This window comes from Leisingera sp. JC11 (genome assembly GCF_040704725.1).
Classification (GTDB): Bacteria; Pseudomonadota; Alphaproteobacteria; order Rhodobacterales; family Rhodobacteraceae; genus Leisingera.
In genome coordinates this window covers 54,370-72,028 of sequence record NZ_JBFCVS010000002.1, presented here as the reverse complement: position 1 = coordinate 72,028, position 17,659 = coordinate 54,370, and the positions used below count along the sequence as shown (strand labels likewise).

Sequence of the window (17,659 nt, the reverse complement as noted above, 5' to 3'; positions counted from 1 at the left end):
CGTCTGGCCCAAGCCCTTACCCTTGGCGGGAAGCCGCCCGGGAAACAGGGCTTTCAGCGGCGGAGTTCGCGTCTGGAGCCGGAGTGGATTGGAAAACTAACCTGAAATTAACGGCTTGCCTGATAGGGGCAGGCCGTTTGCATTTTCAGGCCCGGTGGTGACGAATGTCCATTGTCATTACCTATCCACAGGCCTTATGCTGGCGCAACGGGCTGGAGATCAGCAAATGGTTCCGCCCGTTCTGATGAGTTTCGCTGGCTTCGGCTTTTGTCCGGCACGATCCGAGAAAGCTGCAGCCAGACCGATTGGCCCTCTTGAACCAAGGGGGCAGTTTAGCGCCCAAGCCGGAAATCAAGCCGGTGCAGGGATAACAAGGCAGGCACGGGCACACCCCGTCTGCCGGAGAAGAACCGCGATGACGCGCGCGAGAGCGAAGAGCACTGAGGCAGGAAGGCCGGGCATCGAACCCGGGACCACCTGCTGCACCGCGCCGTCCAAGATCGCCCTGACAAGACACCACCCGAAACGCGCGCGGCCGCCTGGAAGCAGAAGGCTTGCGGGCGCACAGGGCAGGTGCACCAAGGACCCATGGCAAAGAAGATGCTTATTGACGCCACCCACGCGGAAGAGACCCGCGTTGTGGTGGTCGATGGAAACAAGGTTGAGGAGTTCGACTTTGAATCCGAAAACAAACGCCAGCTTGCTGGCAACATATACCTCGCAAAAGTAACACGCGTCGAACCGTCCCTGCAGGCGGCATTTGTGGACTATGGCGGAAACCGCCATGGATTCCTGGCGTTTTCGGAAATCCACCCGGATTACTACCAGATCCCCGTTGCGGACCGTGAGGCCCTGATGGAGGAAGAGCGCGCCTATGCCGAGGCAATGCGCGCCCGTGATGAGGACGAGGAAGAGAAACCGGCCAAGCCCAAGCGCTCGCGCCGCTCCAAGTCGTCTGCCAAGGCGGCCAAGGCATCGTCAAAGGATGCCGTGGAAACCAAGGAGATCGAAGCCTCTGACGCGGCCACCGGCGAAATTGCCGGTATGGAAACGATCGACCTGACCGACAGCTCTGAAGCTGCGGATGTTCCGGCTGAGCTGGCCGAGGTGCCGGAAGGCTCCTCGCCGATGGAACGTGTCGCCGAGACCCCGGTGGAAGAGCCGGAAGAGGGCAACGCTTCGGAAGCTGCACCGGAGACGGAAGAGACGACTGCCGTTGCAGAGGTCCCGGAGGCTGAAGAGGCTCCGGCTGAGGAAGCCGTGGCGGAAACATCCGGCGAAGGTGAAGCCGAGGCAGAGGCGGAGACCGCTTCGGCGGAAACCGAGATTGCTGCTGAAGAATCAAAAGCCGAAGATGACGCTGAAGACAGCGACGACGAAGGCGACGACGAAGGCAAGCCGGGCCGCGCTGATGCCGCGACCAAGGATGAGAGCATCGAGTCGGTTGCCGACGAGGACGACAGCGAGGACATCCGTCCGCCGCGCAAGCCGCGTCCGCGCCGCTACAAGATCCAGGAAGTGATCAAGGTCCGCCAGGTTCTGCTGGTGCAGGTCGTCAAGGAAGAGCGTGGCAACAAGGGTGCGGCGCTGACCACTTACCTGTCTCTGGCAGGCCGCTACTGCGTGCTGATGCCCAACACCGCCCGCGGCGGCGGCATCTCCCGCAAGATCACCAACGCAGCCGACCGCAAGAAACTGAAAGACATCGCAACCGAACTGGACGTGCCCTCAGGCGCGGGCCTGATCGTGCGCACCGCCGGTGCCAAGCGCACCAAGTCCGAGATCAAACGCGACTATGAATACCTGCAGCGCCTGTGGGAGCAGATCCGCGAGCTGACGCTGAAATCCATCGCGCCGGCCAAGATCTATGAAGAGGGCGACCTGATCAAACGCTCGATTCGTGACCTTTACAGCCGCGAGATCGACGAGGTTCTGGTGGAAGGCGACCGCGGCTACCGCATCGCCAAGGACTTCATGAAGATGATCATGCCGTCCCACGCCAAGAACGTGAAGCATTACCAGGACGGCCTGCCGCTGTTTGCGCGCTTCCAGGTGGAAAGCTACCTGGCGGGCATGTTCAACCCGACGGTGCAGCTGAAATCCGGCGGCTATATCGTGATCGGCGTCACTGAGGCGCTGGTGGCGATCGACGTGAACTCCGGCCGTGCCACCAAGGAAGGCTCGATCGAGGAGACCGCGCTCAAGACCAACCTGGAGGCCGCTGAAGAGGTGGCGCGCCAGCTGCGTCTGCGCGACCTTGCCGGTCTGATCGTCATCGACTTCATCGACATGGACGAGCGCAAGAACAACGCCGCCGTCGAAAAGCGCATGAAGGACAAGCTGAAGACCGACCGCGCCCGCATCCAGGTGGGCCGGATCTCCGGCTTCGGCCTGATGGAAATGTCGCGCCAGCGCCTGCGCCCCGGCATGATCGAGGCGACCACTGCGCCGTGCCCGCATTGCCACGGCACCGGCCTGATCCGCTCCGACGATTCGATGGCGCTGTCGATCCTGCGCCAGATCGAGGAAGAGGGCACCCGCCGCCGGTCCCGCGAGGTGCTGGTGCGCTGCCCGGTGTCTATTGCCAACTTCCTGATGAACCAGAAGCGCGAGCACATCGCCCAGATCGAGGCGCGGTATGGCCTGTCCGTGCGCATCGAAGGCGACGCGCATCTGGTCAGCCCGGACTTTGTGCTTGAAAAGTTCAAGACCGCGTCGCGCAACGTGCCCGCGGCCACCTCCCCGGTGGTGTCCGTGGATACCTCGATCATGGATCAGGTGGACGCTGACGAAGCCAAACAGGACGAGGATGAGGTTCCGACCGCGCCCGAGACCGCGGATGAGGCGTCGCAGGAGGATAAACCCAAGCGCAAGCGCCGCCGCCGCCGCCGCCGCAAGTCTGGCAGTGGCGAGCAGTCTCAGAACGGTGAGGGCGGCGAAAACGGCGACGAGGCGTCCGACGCTGAGGAGCAGCCCAAGGAAGAGGCCGTTGAAGCGGCTGAACCCGCTGCCGAAGGCGAGGAAGCCCCGGCGGAAGAGGTGAAGGAAAAGAAACGCACCCGCACCCGGACCCGTTCGCGCAAGCCGAAGGCCAAGCCGGCTGAGGCCGAGGCTGCTGCTGGTGAAGAAGCTGTAGCCGAAGAGACGGCTACTGCCGAAGCTGCTGAGGAAGCAGCCGAGGCTGTGGAAACTGCCGATGCGGCTGAAGCCCCCGTGCAGGAGGCAGAAGCAGAAGCGCCGGTGGCAGAGGCTGCGGAGCCGGTGGCAGAAAATGCTGCAGAGTCCGAGGACGCTCCGGCAGAGGCCGACGAGGCCCCAGCGCAAAAGGATGTTGCGGAAGCTGAAGCTGCCCCCGCCGAGATCGCTGAGGAAGCTGCAGAAGAAACTGCTGTTGCAGAGGCGGAGGCGGAGCCCGCCGCTGAAGAGCCTGCTGCAGAAGCGGTTGCTGAGGAAGAGACCGAAGTAGCCGAGGAGCCTGCACCTGCGGCTGAGGAAAAGCAGCCGGAGCCTGCCATGGCCGGAGCTGAGGCTGAGTCCGAACCTGCGGCCCCGTCCAAGCCTAAGCGCCGTGGCTGGTGGTCGATGGGCAGCTGAGGCTGAAAAGATGATGGAAGGGAAGGCAGGCTGGTTCGCCTGCCTTTCTTTTTTGCGTGCCGCCAGTATCTTCTCAGCCGGTGGCCGGGCTGCATCCGTGTCCTGGCGCGGCAAGCACGGATTACCCGAGCCGGAATTCGCGCCGAATTCCGGTTGCCTCGCGGCAAAGCACGGGCACTGTCAGGAGTTAGCTGCCCTTGCGGATCAAATAAATCTGATGGCCCGCACTGGTGCTGTGGCCCAGAAATTCATGGCCTGCCTCATTGCAGAAATGCGGCACGTCAATTACGGCCGCCGGATCATCCGCCAGCAGTTCCAGAACCTGGCCGGGCCGCAGCGATTTCAGCCGCTTGCGGGCTTTCAGGACGGGCAGGGGGCAGAGCAGCCCGATTGCGTCTACTGTCTCTTTGATCTCGGTCATGGTGTGCAGATAAGCGGGATGTTTCATGCTGTCCACAAGGATGTGACCAGCCGTCCCCGTGACGTTGGTCCACCGCTGACATAAGTGTTGGACATGTTTGGAATCGAGATCATCGACGCAGGGCTGCTCCCTGCCATGCTGGTGGCGCTGCTGGGCGGCGTGATCAGTTTCCTGTCGCCCTGCGTGCTGCCGATTGTGCCGCCTTATCTGGCCTATATGAGCGGCGTCACCATCGGCGAGATGCAGGGCACGGTTGCCGCACGGCGCAAGGCCATCATTGCGGCGCTGTTCTTTGTGCTGGGGCTGTCGACGGTGTTTCTGCTGCTTGGCTTCACGGCTTCAGCCTTCGGTGCCTTTGTGCTGAAAAATCAGGAGCTTTTCGCGCAAGTCTCAGGGGTTGTGGTGATCGTCTTCGGCCTGCACTTTCTGTCGGTGTTCCGCATTCCGCTGCTTGACCGCGAGGCGCGGATGGAGGCGGGCGAGTCGGGCGGTTCAGCGCTCGGCGCTTATGTGCTGGGCCTGGCCTTCGCCTTTGGCTGGACGCCCTGCATCGGTCCGCAGCTGGGCGCGATCCTGTCGCTGGCGGCGTCCGAGGCCTCAGTCAGCCGCGGCACTATCCTGCTGGGCGTTTATGCCGCGGGCCTGGGCGTGCCGTTCCTGCTGGCGGCGATGTTCCTCAACCGCTCGATGACGCTGATGAATAAGATGAAGCGCCACATGGGGCTGATCGAAAAGGTGATGGGCGGCCTGTTGCTGTTTGTCGGCATCATGCTGGTCACCGGCCTGTTCACCACCTTCTCCTGGTGGCTGCTGGAGACCTTCCCGGCGCTGGCTGCACTGGGCTGAGACTGTGGAATGCGAGGGGCCTTCGGGCCCCTTTTTCTTGCGCCTTCCAGGCCTTACTCTTGCCGGATTGCGCTGCTAGTCTGCCCTTGAAAGGTCAAAGCAGGACAGAGTGGCTCACATCGGTTCCAACCCCCAGCTGGTGCGCAAACGCCGGGTGTTCTACATCCCCGGCTATGACCCGATTCACCCGCGCCGCTACCGGGAGCTCTACCGCAAGGAAGGGGCCGCGCAGGCGCAGATTTCAGGCTACAGCCTGACGCTGTCCCCCAAGCGGACCAAAGGCCCCTACGGCTGGCATGCGGTGGCGGAGATGGACGGGCAGCGGACAGAAGCCGATATCGAAGTGCTGGTCTGGTCCGACATCGTTCGGGGCAGCATGGAGGCGACGATCCCCGGTACCTACTGGCAGATGTTGCGCACCGCCTGGATCTACATCTCCACCGGTGCGCTCAGGCGGCTGATGCGGCTGCGTAAGGGGCCGGTAATTGCGGCGCTCTACCCTGTTGGGATGCTGCTCTTGCAGGCGCTGCTGGCACTGCTGCTGGCATGGGGAGTTGCCCATGCCTTTGGTCTCGCCGCCGACGCTGTGGGTATGAACGGCACATTTGCCTGGCTGCCCGGCTGGGCCTTGGGCTTTGGCGCCGGCTATGCGCTGCTGCGCTGGTTCAAGAAACGGGACGGCAAGTTCTTCGCTTATTACCTGATGCATGACTACGCGCATTCGGCCGCCTCCCGCGGTGCAATCGCGCCGGAGATGGACGTGCGGATGAGGGAATTCCGCGCTGCGATTGCCGAGGCCTTGCAGGACCAAAGCCTGGATGAGGTGCTGGTCGTCGGCCACTCCTCCGGCGCGCATGTGGGTGTGTCGGTGCTGGCGGACCTGATCCGGGAGGGCGTACCGGAAACCGGCCCTGGGCTGGGGTTCCTCACACTGGGGCAGGTGGTGCCCATGGTCTCCTTCCTGCCGCGGGCCAAACGGCTGCGGTCGGACCTGAAATACCTGTCTCAGCGGGAAGAGCTGACTTGGGTGGATGTCACTGCCCCGGGCGATGGCTGCGCCTTTGCGCTGTGTGACCCGGTCGTGGTCAGCGGCGTCGCGCCAGAGGGCAAGCGCTGGCCGCTGGTGTTCTCCGCCGCTTTTACCCAGACCCTCAGCCAGGAACGCTGGCAGCAGCTGCGCTGGCGGTTCTTCCGGCTGCATTTCCAGTATCTCTGCGCCTTCGACCGGCCGGGCGACTATGATTATTTCCGCATTACGGCGGGGCCGCTGACGTTGGCGCAGCGCTATAGAGACCGCAAACCCTCGCAGTCGCGGATTGACGTGCCGGTGTCGAAATTCACGTCGGTGGCCGCTGAATGACGCAGGTGATGCCGCCGAAACCGCCGGCGCGCCCCGACCGGGTGTCGCTGTGGCACTATGCAAAACTGTTCCGACAGGACATCCTGTCAGCCCAGCCAGCGCGCCTCTACCGCGCCTGGATGGCCGAGTTCCGCACGCCGTTCTTCCGCTCCTTCCTGGTCAACCAACCGGATCTTGTGAAGCTGTTGCTGAAGGAACGGCCGGACGATTTCCCCAAGTCGGACCGTATTGCCGAGGGGCTGAAGCCCTTGCTGGGCAATTCCGTGTTCCTGACCAATGGCGAAGCCTGGAAGCGGCAGCGCCGGATCATTGATCCGGCTTTTGAGGGCGGGCGGCTGAAGGATACCTACCCGGCGATGCGCGCCGCGGCAGAGGCGGCAGTCAAGCGGCTGGAGGGCAGGCAGGGGCCGGTGGAGATCGAGCAGGAGACCTCACACGTAGCAGCGGATGTGATTTTCCGCACCCTGTTCTCCATCCCGATTGAGCATGAGGTGGCAGGCAAAGTCTTCACCCGATTCCGCGATTACCAGCGCAGCCAGCCTTTGCTGAACCTGGCTGCCTTCGTGCCGCTGCCGCGCTGGATGCCGCGGTTCTTCCGGCGCGGGACCCGGCAGAACGCGGCTGAGATCCGGGCGCTGATTGCACAGCTGACGTCCGAGCGCATGGCGGCAATCGAGGCAGGCTCAGCGCCGGATGATCTGGCGACCAAGATTATGACGACCCGTGACCCGGAAACCGGCAGCACCTTTGATGCGGACGAGATGGTGGACCAGGTGGCGATCTTCTTTCTGGCCGGCCATGAAACCAGCGCCTCAGCCCTAGCCTGGGCGCTGTATCTGATGGCGCTATACCCGGACTGGCAGGAGAAAGTGGCGGAAGAGGCGGCAGCGCTGGAGGACGACAGTTTTGCCGCGGTGTCAAAGCTGAAGATCAGCCGCGACGCGTTCCGCGAAACCCTGCGGCTGTACCCGCCGGTGCCGATGATGGTGCGCGAGGCCACCTGTCCGGAGCGCTTCCGGAACCGTGAGGTGCCGAAGGGCGCGCAGATGGTGCTGAGCCCCTGGCACCTGCACCGGCACGAGCGGCTGTGGGAGAACCCGGACGGGTTCGACCCCGCGCGCTGGGGGACGGAGAACGGCAAGCAATGCCAGCGGGAGGCCTATGTCCCGTTTTCGGCAGGCGCCCGGGTCTGCACCGGGGCGGGCTTTGCCATGGTGGAGGGGCCGCTGATCCTGTCGATGATCCTGCGCCGGTTCCGGATAGAGCCGGTTGCAGGCAGGATGCCGGTTCCCGTGGCGCATCTGACGGTGCGGTCGAAGAACGGCATCTGGCTGCGGCTATCGCCCCGGCAGCCAAAACTTTTCTGAAAAGTTCTGGCCAAAGTTTTCAGAAAACTTTGGCGTCAGCACAGCAAGCGAACAGGTTGATTATTGCAGAAGATGACAACCTGCCACCGTTCAAGACCGCATGATATCCGCGCCGCCGCACTTCGTTTTGCAGCCGGGCCAGGCCGGCATTGCGTTCAACATCCCGCAGCTTGCGGCGGACGACACCACCTTGGCGGGCAGACTTCACATCGAAAATCTGCTGCATCCACAATTCGGGTGAGACAGTGCGAAACACATTTGCCATCCCGCAAGTCTCCGGGATCGTGGTTAACGCGCCCTTAACCGACGCAGCACAAACAGCCGGATGGCGGATGCCAGCCCGCAGTCCTCGCCGCGGGTCTCGTCAATTTCTGCTGCCAAGTCATTGATTGCCCTGTCTTCCCGGGCTGCGATCTCGCGGAATGCGTTCCAGAAGTCATCCTCAAGAGACACCGAAGTCCGGTGCCCGCGCAAGGTCAGGGAATGCTTCTTGGGGCGGGAGTTCATTCGTCGCGCTTGTGATCGTCCAGGCGGCGGGCGTCTTGCGTGTTGCGCGCCTTGTCCAGGTCTTTCTCTGCCTTGGTCCGCCCGAAGGTCACGGCGTTCCGGTCAGCGCGGGCCTTTTTCTCGGCCCGCGCTTTTTCTTTCCGGTACCGGTTCAGATTGACCGGCTTGCCCATCAGTCCTTGGGCCCGATCATCTGCTCCGGCCGAACCACGGCGTCAAAGGTGGCCTCATCGACAAAGCCAAGCGCAATCGCTTCTTCCTTCAGTGTGGTTCCGTTCTTGTGGGCGGTCTTGGCGACCTTTGTGGCGTTGTCATAACCGATGGTGGGCGCCAGCGCAGTGACCAGCATCAGCGACTCCTTCATCAGCTTGTCGATGCGCGGCTCATTGGCCTTGATGCCGTTCAGCATCCGCTCGGTGAAGCTGTCCGCGGCGTCGCCCAAGAGCTGGATCGACTGCAGCAGGTTGTAGGACATCATCGGGTTGTAGACATTCAGTTCAAAATGCCCTTGCGAGCCGGCGAACTTGATCGCTGCGTCGTTGCCCATCACATGGGCGGCCACCTGGGTGAGCGCCTCGGCCTGGGTCGGGTTCACCTTGCCCGGCATGATCGAGGAACCTGGCTCGTTTTCCGGCAGGATCAGCTCCCCCAGGCCGGAGCGCGGGCCGGAGCCGAGGAAGCGGATGTCGTTGGCGATCTTGTAGCAGCTGCCGGCAATGGTCGCGAGGGCGCCGGACAGGAACACCATGGCGTCATGCGCAGCCAGCGCCTCGAACTTGTTCGGGGCGGTGACAAAGGGCAGGCCGGTGATTTCCGCCATGTTGGCGGCCACGGTCTCGCCCCAGCCTTTTTGGGTGTTGAGGCCGGTGCCGACGGCGGTGCCGCCTTGTGCCAGCTCATAAATACCGGGCATTGCCGCTTCGACCCGGGCCAAGCCCTGACGGATCTGGTGCGCGTAGCCGCCGAATTCCTGGCCCAGGGTCAGCGGGGTCGCGTCCTGGGTATGGGTGCGGCCGATCTTGATGATGTCCTTGAACTCTTCCGACTTATTCTCCAGTCCCTCGGCCAGCTTGGTCAGGCCCGGCAGCAGCACGTCGCGCACGGACATCGCGGTGGCGATATGCATGGCAGTGGGGAAGGTGTCGTTGGAGGACTGGCCCATGTTGCAGTGATCGTTCGGGTGCACCGGGTCCTTGGAGCCGATGGTGCCGCCCAGGATCTCGATCGCGCGGTTGGCGATCACCTCATTGGAGTTCATGTTGGACTGGGTGCCGGAGCCGGTCTGCCAGACCACCAGCGGGAAGTTGTCGTCGAACTTGCCCTCAATCACCTCGCCTGCTGCCTGGATAACCGCATCGGCGATTTTCGCGTCCAGTTTGCCCGAGGCCTTGTTGGCCATGGCGCAGGCTTTCTTGATCACGCCAAGCGCGCGCACGATGGCCACCGGCTGCTTTTCCCAGCCGATCGGGAAATTCATGATCGAGCGTTGGGTCTGCGCGCCCCAGTACTTCTCTGCCGGGACTTCAAGCGGGCCAAAGCTGTCGGTTTCGGTGCGGGTTGCGGACATCCGTCTGTCTCTCCGTTGAGTATGCGATTGTATGCCGTTTAGCCTGTGCCGGACTGCGGTGCAATTGGCCAGTTGCGCGCAGCATAGCCAAAAGGGCCGCAAGGTATAGTGGTGAATTGGCGCAACCCCGCATGTGTCAATGCGTGTTATCATGCTATTCTTAAGGTGCGGGGAACAGGTTATGCTGTATCCGGAAAGGAAATGAATGTGCTGATCCGCTTGTGTCCTGAACTGTCACTGAAAGCATTTGCCGGGCTGATTGCCGCCTGCGGTTTTCTTTTGCTTGCAGCCGGGCAGGGGCTTGCCGCTGGAATTTCCCAGTTTGTTGGCGAGTATTCCGGCAGTGTCGAAATCGTCAAGGCTGATGGTGACACCGATCCGCGCGACATGAGCGTGGTGATCCGTGAGATGAAAAAAGGGTTCACCATCAAATGGACTTCGACCACGGAAAAGGACGACGGCCGCAGGAAGTCCAAGACTTACGAGATCGAATTTCAAAAGACTGGGCGCAATGGTGTCTACTCCGCTGCCATGACGCGCAATGTCTTTGGCCATTCGGTGCCGCTGGATCCAATGGAAGGCGAGCCCTTTGTCTGGGGGCGTATCACCGGTGACACGCTGACCGTCTTCTCTCTGTTCATTCACCCGAACGGTGACTACGAGATGCAGCAGTATGACCGTACCCTCACGGAGGGCGGTTTAAGTTTGGTCTTTACTTCGCGCCGGAACGGTGAGCCGCAGCGGCAGCTGGAAACATTCCTAGCCCGGCACTAGCAGCCTGATCCTGGCCTCCCCAACAAAGAAGGCAGCCCGACAGGCTGCCTCGTCCGGTGGCCGGCAGGGGCGGCCTATTTGCGGAAGCTGTCGAGCGACACGACGTCCGCGTCCTTTTTCTTGGGCTCCGGCTGGGCTTCGGCGCTGAGAGTTTCCTCCTCTGTGTCCGGCTCTGCTGAATACCCTTCTGCGTCTTCATCAGCGCTTTCGAACCGCAGCCCGAACTCCACCGACGGGTCCACAAAAGTGCGGATGGCGTCATAGGGGATGTAGAGCGGCTCAGGCGAGTCGCCGAAGTTCAGCGTGACCGCAAAACCATCTTCGTCGACGGTCAGATTGTCGAACCAATGCTGCATGACCACGGTCATTTCGCCGGGGTAGCGGTCGGACAGCCAGTCCGCCAGTTCGACGTCCGGATGGGCGGTATCGAAGGTGATGAAAAAGTGATGGTTGCCGGGCAATCCGTTTTCAGAGACGTCCTGCAGCACGGTCCGGATCAGGCCGCGCATGGCAGAGTGCATCAGGTTGCCATAGTCGATTTCACGGGACATGCAGTCACCCTTTGTTCATTTGCCGTTAAGCATAGGAGATTCTGCCGGAAACAAAAGAGTAGCCTTGTGGGCTGCTCAATTATTTTTGCCGCAGGGGAAAGTTGGCAAAAGGCCGCAGTCAGCTGATTGCAAACGGGAATTCGGCAACGGCCAGACCTGCTGCTGCCATCGCCGCCAGCAAGAGCAGCATATTGCCGCGCACTGCCAAGGCCGCTAGCGGGGCAAGCAGAACCAGCAGCACTGCCGGGGTGTTCATGCTGCTCCAGACGGGTGCGGGAACGTGCAGGATACCGGTCTCAATGACCCGGGTTTCGGCAAACGCCACATGCATCAGGAACCACACCGACAGGTTCAGAATGACACCGGCAACTGTGGCAGTCACCGCCTTCAGCGCCATCCCCAGGCGAGGGTGCGCGGCGATGCGCTCCACGTAAGGCGCCGCGGCAAAGATCCACAGGAAGCAGGGCATGAAGGTGGCCCAAAGCGCCACCGCCCCGGCCGCCAGGAACAACCCGAAACCGCCCTCCTGCAGGCCCGACAGCATGGCAACAAACTGGGTGACCAGGATCAGCGGGCCGGGGGTGGTTTCCGCCAGCCCCAGCGCGTCGATCATCTGGCCCGCGCTGATCCAGCCGAATTGGGAGACCACGGTCTGGCTGATGTAGGCCAGCACCGCATAGGCGCCGCCAAAAGTCACCACCGCCAGTTTTGAGAAGAACCAGCCGATATCGGCTAGGAACGCCGCCCCAGCCAGAGACAAAGCGATCAGCGGCATCAGCCACAAGGCGCCCCAGACAAGGATGGTTCGAAGGGTGCTGCCATTTCGGGCAGGCGGGGTGTGGACCGCTGCAGTCATGCTCCCATCCTTGCGCATCAGTCCGATGCAGGCGGCGGCCAGCACCACAAGCGGGAATGGCAGGTTGAGCAGGAACAGGGCGGCAAAGCCAAACCCCGCCAGCCCCCAGTCCAGCGGATGTTTCAGCGCTTTGCCGGATAGCCGGCGCAAAGCCTGAACGATGATGACAACCACCGCTGCCTTCACTCCAAGGAAGGCAGACTGGACCGCGGGCAGGGTGCCGAATTGCGCATAGAGCCAGACCAGCGCCGCAATCACTGCCGCCCCCGGCAGCACAAACAAGAGGCCCGCCAGCAACCCGCCTGCGGTGCCCCGCATCCGCCAGCCTGTATAGGTCGCCAGCTGCATCGCCTCAGGTCCCGGCAGCAGCATGCAGAAACTGAGCCCGCGAAGAAAGCTCTCCTCGCTCAGCCAGGGACGGTCTTCCACCAGTTCCTTGTGCATCACGGCGATCTGCGCCGCGGGGCCGCCGAAGCTCAGCACGCCGATGCGCCCGAAGACACGGAACATCTCCGTCCAGGAAGGCTGGATCATGCTTTGCGGTCCGCGGGCCAGTCGTGGCCTTCGCCTCGCCCGTCGCGGGCCCAGCGGTAAAGCGCATCATATAGTGTCATGCCCGCCTCAAGCTGCTGATGGTCGTCCTTGTACTGGCGCGATAGACCAACCGAGAGGGCCAATAGCCCTGCTGCCTCGGGCGCCAGATCATGCCGGTTGGTGTCGGCGCCTCTCACAACCCGGGCCAGGATGTCAAGCGCCGGGGTTCTGAGGCCGAACTCATCCAGCATTGTATCAAAGGTGCAAAGCGCTCCGCGGTGCGACCAGAACATCCCCTCGACATCAAAGGGCGTGGCGCCGAAACGCTCGGCGACCCCAGCAACTTCGGATGGCGACACGAACAGGAAGCGCGCCTGGGCGTCCACGAAGCGGCGGATCAGCCAGGGGCAGGCAATACGATCGATTTTGGGGCGGTGGCGGGTCACCCACAGGGTGCTGCCGTCAACAGGCGCAGGCAGGGCGCCGGCCGGGATCCGGGGCGCGCCTTGCAGATCGCGCCAGCCGTACATGCCGCCTTGCAGATACTCCGCTTCGATCCCGTCACTGCGCAGCCAGGCGGCTGCGCCTTGCGACAGCTTCAGGCCCTTCTGGCAGATCACAACGCAGCGCCGCCCGCCGAGGCGCGCCTTGAGGGTTTCGATTGCGGTATGCGGGTGCCGGAAGGAGCCGGGGATCAAATAGGGATCCGCGGCAAAGTCTTCATCGGTGCAGAGGTCCACAAGAACCGGCGCGTTCGGTGTGCCAATCAGGCGCAACAGCTGGGCGGGGGTGATTTCATTCGGGGCAGCCATGAGCATGTCTCCTCGCGAGCAAGGTTAACATGCGAACCTTGGGCTGTCGCCTCACGGGGCGTTCGCGTCTCTCCCCATAAGCCCTTACAAGCGCGTTTGCCCCCTTATTGTCAAGTATGTGCAGGCGGAGGCTACCGCAGCCGTTCCCCGGTCATGCATATGGCCATTGCCTCAGGCGGGAGCTGGCCAAGCTGCTCGAACATCTTGAAATAATCCATGTTGGAATGCAGCTCGGCGATCTTGCCGTCTTCCACGCGTGCCATCACTTGCCCGGTAATCTGAAAGCCGTGTCCGTCTTTGGGATCGCTGGTATCAACCTGCAGCCGGACCGACACCCAGTCCCGGGTTTCCATCGCATGGCTGAAGGTCACATAAATGGGGCCCAACAGGTTACGCAGGGTGGCGACCACCTCGCTATACTCGCATTCCGGTTCGGCAAGGGCCGAGACGGCTCCGGAAATCAGCGTTTCCGAGGTCATCACTTCGTCCACGGCATCCAGGTTTCCCTTGCACCAGACTTCCTGAAACCAGAAATGCAGAAGACTTGTCAGCGGCATGTCTGTGCAGCCATCCGGGTCGAACGGTGCCGCCATGTTCGGGTATCCCTCTGCAGAAGGCTGAGCCGGGCCGTCCGCCGGGGATGCCCGGCGCGGCGAAACGTGGAGTGTGCTGGCGGTTTTGGTCATGTTCACCCTTAGGGAGCCGGTATCCGGCCAAAATCGCGGCTGCATCCGGTTGCGTCAAACAATCATAATATCCGGGGAAAGGTAAAGTGCAGGTTTCTGTTGCCAGGTACCTGCGAACCCCGCCTTACGCGGCTAGGCGCAAGGACTTAGATTTCGATTCCTCGAACTGCTTACGCAGCCAGAGCAACCGGAGCACGATTGTCGTTTGCAATTGTACTGTTTGGGCCGGTACGGTGGCACCCCGCCGAGACAAAGCAAACCCCTTTAGACGTCCGTCGATCCTGTTTCGGCCCCATGATCCCCAAACGAAGGATTTTGGTGGAGCCGCCGGGTACCGCCCCCGGGTCCGATCCGCTTATTTCGAGCGCGTTTATGTCCATAGTTCCACAAGGGAACAGGAGTCATATAATTGGCTTCTTCGCGGTTGCAAAGGGGAGAACCGGAATCCTGTGAGGTTTCCGGCCTGTTTTCAGGGCGCCGAGCGGAGCCGGGGTTGGCCAAGCCGGAAGAGTCCCGGTTCATCGTTGAGCAGCTCTTACCGTTTTGCCCTGGCGGCAAAGACATCGGCGGCCAGTTTGCGGGTCTCGTTTTCCAGATCCTGCAGTCCGCAGACCGCGGCACTGCGGTCGCCAGCCTCGATGGCATCGGCAATCCGGGTATGGAGGCCGGTGATCACCGCACGGTCGCGGGCGGTGAAGGTGATCATGTTCATCAAGGGCTGCATCGCCTCCACTGCGCCCGCCAGTTGGTAGGACAGCACCGGGTTACAGGCCCCGTCCACCAGCGCCCGGTGAAACGCCACGTCCGAGTCGCAGAAAGCCACATCGGTCAGACCCGGCTGCCCCTGCCGGAAAATCTCCGCCCGCATCGTTGCCAGGTGGTCGGCGCTGCGCCGCTCCGCCGACAGCGGCGCGCAGGCGCGCTCCAGCGCATAGCGGGCCTCGCATGCGGTATCGAAGCTCACTTCATTCATGCTGAGCAGCAGGGTCGAGGTGGTGACCTGCTGGGAATAGGCATCCTCAAAACTCAAGCGGTTTACAAAGGCCCCGCCGGAGGCGCCGCGCTGGGTTCGGATCAGTGATTGCGCCGCCAGCCGCTTCAGCGCCTCGCGCACCGTCGGGCGGGAGACCTGGAAATGATCCGACAGCTCGGCCTCGGACGGCAGCCGCTCATCCACGATCAATTCGCCCGAGATGATGGCATCCTTGATTGCCTGGGCTATCTGAACCGAAAGATCGGCGGAACTGTTGGGATCAATTTTCATGCCAATGGCCCTCGGCGTTGTGCTGCGCCGGAAGACCATCCGGCAAGATTTCATTTGTCTGACATTTAAAAGTCTGACATTTAAAATGTAAGACGTGAGTCGGGAGAGGGCAATGGCGGGATTGTCGCTGAGAAGTGCTTTGCAGCTAGGGCGCCATGCTGCCAGGCGGAGGCCGAAGCTGTCCGGGTGCCCGGCCACGAAAGAAGTCAGCAAGCGAACAAACGGGGCGTCCTTGGTGCTGCTGTGTGAAAACAAACTACGTAACGCTCAATTGGAGATCTGAGCATGGCAACCATTTTTCCATCGCGCCGGGTGCGGCGCACGCCGTTTTCTGCGGGGGTTGATGCAGCAGGCATGTCGGTGTGCACCGTTTACAACCGGATGATCCTGCCCTCCGTGTTCGCCAGCGAGGACGAAGATTACCGCCACTTGAAATCCCATGTGCAGGTCTGGGATGTGTCTTGCGAGCGCCAGGTTGCCGTGCGGGGTCCCGATGCGCGGCGTTTGCTCGACATGATCAGCCCGCGCGATCTGGACCGTATGGCGCCGGACCAGTGCTACTACATGCCGGCCATCGACCGCGACGGAGGGATGCTGAATGACCCGGTGCTGGTGAAACTTGCAGAGGATCACTACTGGATCTCGGTCGCGGACAGTGACTATCTGCACTATGTCCTGGGCATTGCCGATGCTCTGGCGCTGGATGTGCGCGTTTGGGAGCCGGATGTGAGCCCGCTGGCCATTCAAGGCCCGAAAGCGGATGACCTGATGGCGCGGGTGTTCGGCGACGAAGCGCGGGAAATCCGCTTCTTCCGGTACAAGCGGCTTGCGTTCCAGGATACCACTTTTGTGGTGGCGCGCTCCGGGTATTCCAAGCAGGGCGGTTTCGAGATCTATGTCGAAGGCAGCGGATATGGCATGCCGCTCTGGGACACTCTGATGAAGGCGGGGGAAGACCTCGAGGTGCGGGCAGGCTGCCCCTCCACCAAGGAGCGCGTCGAAGGCGGTCTGCTGAGCTACGGCAATGATATGACCCGCGAAAACACCCCGTTTGAATGCGGGCTGGGCAAATTCGTCAATTCGCCGCGCGACTACATCGGCAAGGCGGGGCTGCTGGCCCGGGCGGAACCCGTCCAGCAGATCCGACCGGTGGAGATCGGCGGTGAAATTCCGCCAATCACGGCGCCTTGGCCGCTGCTGGCTGACGGCCGCAAGGTGGGGCAGGTGACCACTGCAACCCGGTCGCCGGATTTCGGTGTCAATGTGTCCATTGCCATGGTCGACCGGTCGCATTGGGATGCAGGCTCCGCACTGGAGGTTGAAACGCCTCTGGGGATGCGCCCGGCGGTCGTGAAGTCGAAATTCTGGATCTAAGGGAGAGACGGCATGTTCAATGCACTGGTGGTGAACAAGGACGAAGACAGCGGTAAGACCTCTGCTGCGGTGGAGCAGATCAGCTTGGATCAGCTGCCAGCGGGCGAGGTGACCGTGGCGGTGGAGTACTCCACCGTGAACTACAAGGACGGGCTGTGCATCGGGCCGGGCGGCGGGCTGGTGCGCAAGTATCCGCATGTGCCTGGGATCGACTTTGCCGGCACAGTCGAGGCGTCCTCGGACGGCCGATACAAGCCCGGCGACAAGGTGGTGCTGACCGGCTGGCGCGTGGGCGAGGCCCATTGGGGCGGCTACAGCCAGAAGGCCAACGTGCGCGCCGACTGGCTGGTGCCGCTGCCCGACGGGCTGGACACCCGCCACGCGATGGCGGTGGGCACCGCGGGCTTCACCGCTATGCTGGCGGTGATGGCACTGGAGGACCACGGGCTGGAACCGGGCCACGGGCCGGTTCTGGTGACAGGTGCCGCGGGCGGCGTCGGGTCGGTGGCGACCGCAATATTGGCCAATCTGGGCTATGAGGTTGCCGGTGTGACCGGCCGCCCGGAAACCGCGGACTACCTCATGTCACTCGGTGCTACCCAGATCGTGGCGCGGGAGGAAATCAACGAGACAACCAAACGGCCGCTGGAAAGCGAAACCTGGTCAGGTTGTGTGGATGCCGTTGGCGGCGCCATGCTGGCGCGGGTGCTGGGTCAGATGAAATACGGCGCCTCGGTCGCTGCTGTCGGACTGGCGGGCGGCGCCGGGCTTCCGGCCACCGTCATCCCGTTCCTGCTGCGCGGTGTGAACCTCCTGGGCATCGATTCGGTGATGCAGCCCTATGACAACCGGGTCCGGGCCTGGCAGCGGATTGCCAAGGGCCTGCCGATGGACAAGCTGGACGCGATGATCCAGCCCGCCAATCTCAGCGATTTGCCGCAGCTGGGTGCGGATATCCTCAAGGGGCAGGTCAAGGGCCGCGTCGTGGTGGACGTCAACGCCTAAATCCCTATAATAGCTTACATCTACCGGATGAACGCGCGGCGATGTCCGCGCGTTTTTCATTCGCGCCGCGGCTCTTCCGCGGTCCCAGGGTGGGAGCGTTGCCGCGATTGTGCGGCCTGGATCGGTGCCTCGCCCGGCGTT

17 protein-coding genes and 1 other RNA gene are annotated in these 17,659 nt (G+C 62.5%); 7 read left to right on the top strand and 11 right to left on the bottom strand.

From position 1 onward, the window contains the following. The first annotated feature begins 588 nt into the window (after positions 1 to 588). The gene (locus AB1A62_RS02110; RefSeq protein ID WP_366659578.1) at positions 589 to 3,594 is read left to right on the top strand and encodes an Rne/Rng family ribonuclease; all 3,006 of its coding nucleotides are present in this window, start codon (positions 589 to 591) and stop codon (positions 3,592 to 3,594) included. 187 nt (positions 3,595 to 3,781) lie between these two features. Here AB1A62_RS02110 and AB1A62_RS02105 read toward each other — a convergent pair whose 3' ends face one another. Next, positions 3,782 to 4,015, bottom strand: coding sequence for a sulfurtransferase TusA family protein (locus tag AB1A62_RS02105; protein WP_366659995.1), 234 nt, complete (start codon positions 4,013 to 4,015; stop codon positions 3,782 to 3,784). A gap of 93 nt (positions 4,016 to 4,108) precedes the next feature. On the opposite strand from AB1A62_RS02105, the gene AB1A62_RS02100 reads away from it, so the two are divergent. From AB1A62_RS02100 to AB1A62_RS02090, 3 genes are all read left to right on the top strand, one after another. Next, complete coding sequence (locus tag AB1A62_RS02100) at positions 4,109 to 4,861, top strand: cytochrome c biogenesis protein CcdA (RefSeq protein WP_019297466.1); 753 nt, start codon at positions 4,109 to 4,111, stop codon at positions 4,859 to 4,861. A gap of 118 nt (positions 4,862 to 4,979) precedes the next feature. Further along, entirely contained in the window at positions 4,980 to 6,221 is a 1,242-nt protein-coding gene (locus AB1A62_RS02095; protein ID WP_366659993.1) for a hypothetical protein, read from the top strand. After that, positions 6,218 to 7,588 (top strand): cytochrome P450, encoded by a 1,371-nt coding sequence (locus AB1A62_RS02090; protein WP_366659577.1) that lies wholly within the window; start codon positions 6,218 to 6,220, stop codon positions 7,586 to 7,588. Before AB1A62_RS02095 ends, AB1A62_RS02090 begins: the two co-directional genes overlap by 4 nt. 19 nt (positions 7,589 to 7,607) lie before the next feature. Here AB1A62_RS02090 and AB1A62_RS02085 read toward each other — a convergent pair whose 3' ends face one another. From AB1A62_RS02085 to fumC, 4 genes are read right to left on the bottom strand one after another with little or no spacing between them, the layout of a single operon-like run. Beyond that, positions 7,608 to 7,853 (bottom strand): N-(5'-phosphoribosyl)anthranilate isomerase, encoded by a 246-nt coding sequence (locus AB1A62_RS02085; RefSeq protein ID WP_366659575.1) that lies wholly within the window; start codon positions 7,851 to 7,853, stop codon positions 7,608 to 7,610. Positions 7,854 to 7,876: 23 nt separating this feature from the next. Then, positions 7,877 to 8,095, bottom strand: a complete 219-nt coding sequence (locus AB1A62_RS02080) for a ribbon-helix-helix domain-containing protein (protein WP_366659573.1) — start codon at positions 8,093 to 8,095, stop codon at positions 7,877 to 7,879. Further along, positions 8,092 to 8,268: a DUF4169 family protein gene (locus AB1A62_RS02075; RefSeq protein WP_366659572.1), complete on the bottom strand. Its 177-nt coding sequence runs from the start codon at positions 8,266 to 8,268 to the stop codon at positions 8,092 to 8,094. Before AB1A62_RS02075 ends, AB1A62_RS02080 begins: the two co-directional genes overlap by 4 nt. Continuing rightward, positions 8,268 to 9,662 carry a class II fumarate hydratase gene (fumC, locus tag AB1A62_RS02070; RefSeq protein WP_366659571.1) on the bottom strand — a complete coding sequence of 465 codons (1,395 nt, stop codon included), beginning with the start codon at positions 9,660 to 9,662 and terminating at the stop codon, positions 8,268 to 8,270. Before fumC ends, AB1A62_RS02075 begins: the two co-directional genes overlap by 1 nt. Positions 9,663 to 9,863: 201 nt before the next feature. On the opposite strand from fumC, the gene AB1A62_RS02065 reads away from it, so the two are divergent. Further along, complete coding sequence (locus AB1A62_RS02065) at positions 9,864 to 10,436, top strand: hypothetical protein (protein ID WP_366659569.1); 573 nt, start codon at positions 9,864 to 9,866, stop codon at positions 10,434 to 10,436. A 74-nt stretch (positions 10,437 to 10,510) separates the two neighbouring features. On the opposite strand, the gene AB1A62_RS02060 is transcribed toward AB1A62_RS02065, so the two are convergent. From AB1A62_RS02060 to AB1A62_RS02035, 6 genes are all read right to left on the bottom strand, one after another. Continuing rightward, positions 10,511 to 10,987 carry a ClpXP protease specificity-enhancing factor SspB gene (locus tag AB1A62_RS02060; RefSeq protein WP_366659568.1) on the bottom strand — a complete coding sequence of 159 codons (477 nt, stop codon included), beginning with the start codon at positions 10,985 to 10,987 and terminating at the stop codon, positions 10,511 to 10,513. A 118-nt stretch (positions 10,988 to 11,105) separates the two neighbouring features. Then, entirely contained in the window at positions 11,106 to 12,377 is a 1,272-nt protein-coding gene (gene chrA, locus AB1A62_RS02055; RefSeq protein ID WP_366659567.1) for a chromate efflux transporter, read from the bottom strand. Beyond that, positions 12,374 to 13,189: a sulfurtransferase/chromate resistance protein gene (locus AB1A62_RS02050; RefSeq protein ID WP_366659565.1), complete on the bottom strand. Its 816-nt coding sequence runs from the start codon at positions 13,187 to 13,189 to the stop codon at positions 12,374 to 12,376. Before AB1A62_RS02050 ends, chrA begins: the two co-directional genes overlap by 4 nt. A 131-nt stretch (positions 13,190 to 13,320) precedes the next feature. Continuing rightward, complete coding sequence (locus AB1A62_RS02045; RefSeq protein WP_366659564.1) at positions 13,321 to 13,875, bottom strand: nuclear transport factor 2 family protein; 555 nt, start codon at positions 13,873 to 13,875, stop codon at positions 13,321 to 13,323. 85 nt (positions 13,876 to 13,960) lie between these two features. After that, positions 13,961 to 14,310, bottom strand: a transfer-messenger RNA (tmRNA) gene (gene ssrA, locus AB1A62_RS02040). 100 nt (positions 14,311 to 14,410) lie between these two features. After that, positions 14,411 to 15,139, bottom strand: coding sequence for a GntR family transcriptional regulator (locus AB1A62_RS02035; RefSeq protein WP_366659563.1), 729 nt, complete (start codon positions 15,137 to 15,139; stop codon positions 14,411 to 14,413). 285 nt (positions 15,140 to 15,424) lie between these two features. Here AB1A62_RS02035 and AB1A62_RS02030 point away from each other — a divergent pair, with 285 nt between their 5' ends. Continuing rightward, positions 15,425 to 16,513 (top strand): dimethylsulfoniopropionate demethylase, encoded by a 1,089-nt coding sequence (locus tag AB1A62_RS02030; protein WP_366659562.1) that lies wholly within the window; start codon positions 15,425 to 15,427, stop codon positions 16,511 to 16,513. Between the two features lie 12 nt (positions 16,514 to 16,525). Next, positions 16,526 to 17,518, top strand: a complete 993-nt coding sequence (gene acuI / locus AB1A62_RS02025) for an acryloyl-CoA reductase (protein WP_366659560.1) — start codon at positions 16,526 to 16,528, stop codon at positions 17,516 to 17,518. Positions 17,519 to 17,659 lie beyond the last annotated feature (141 nt).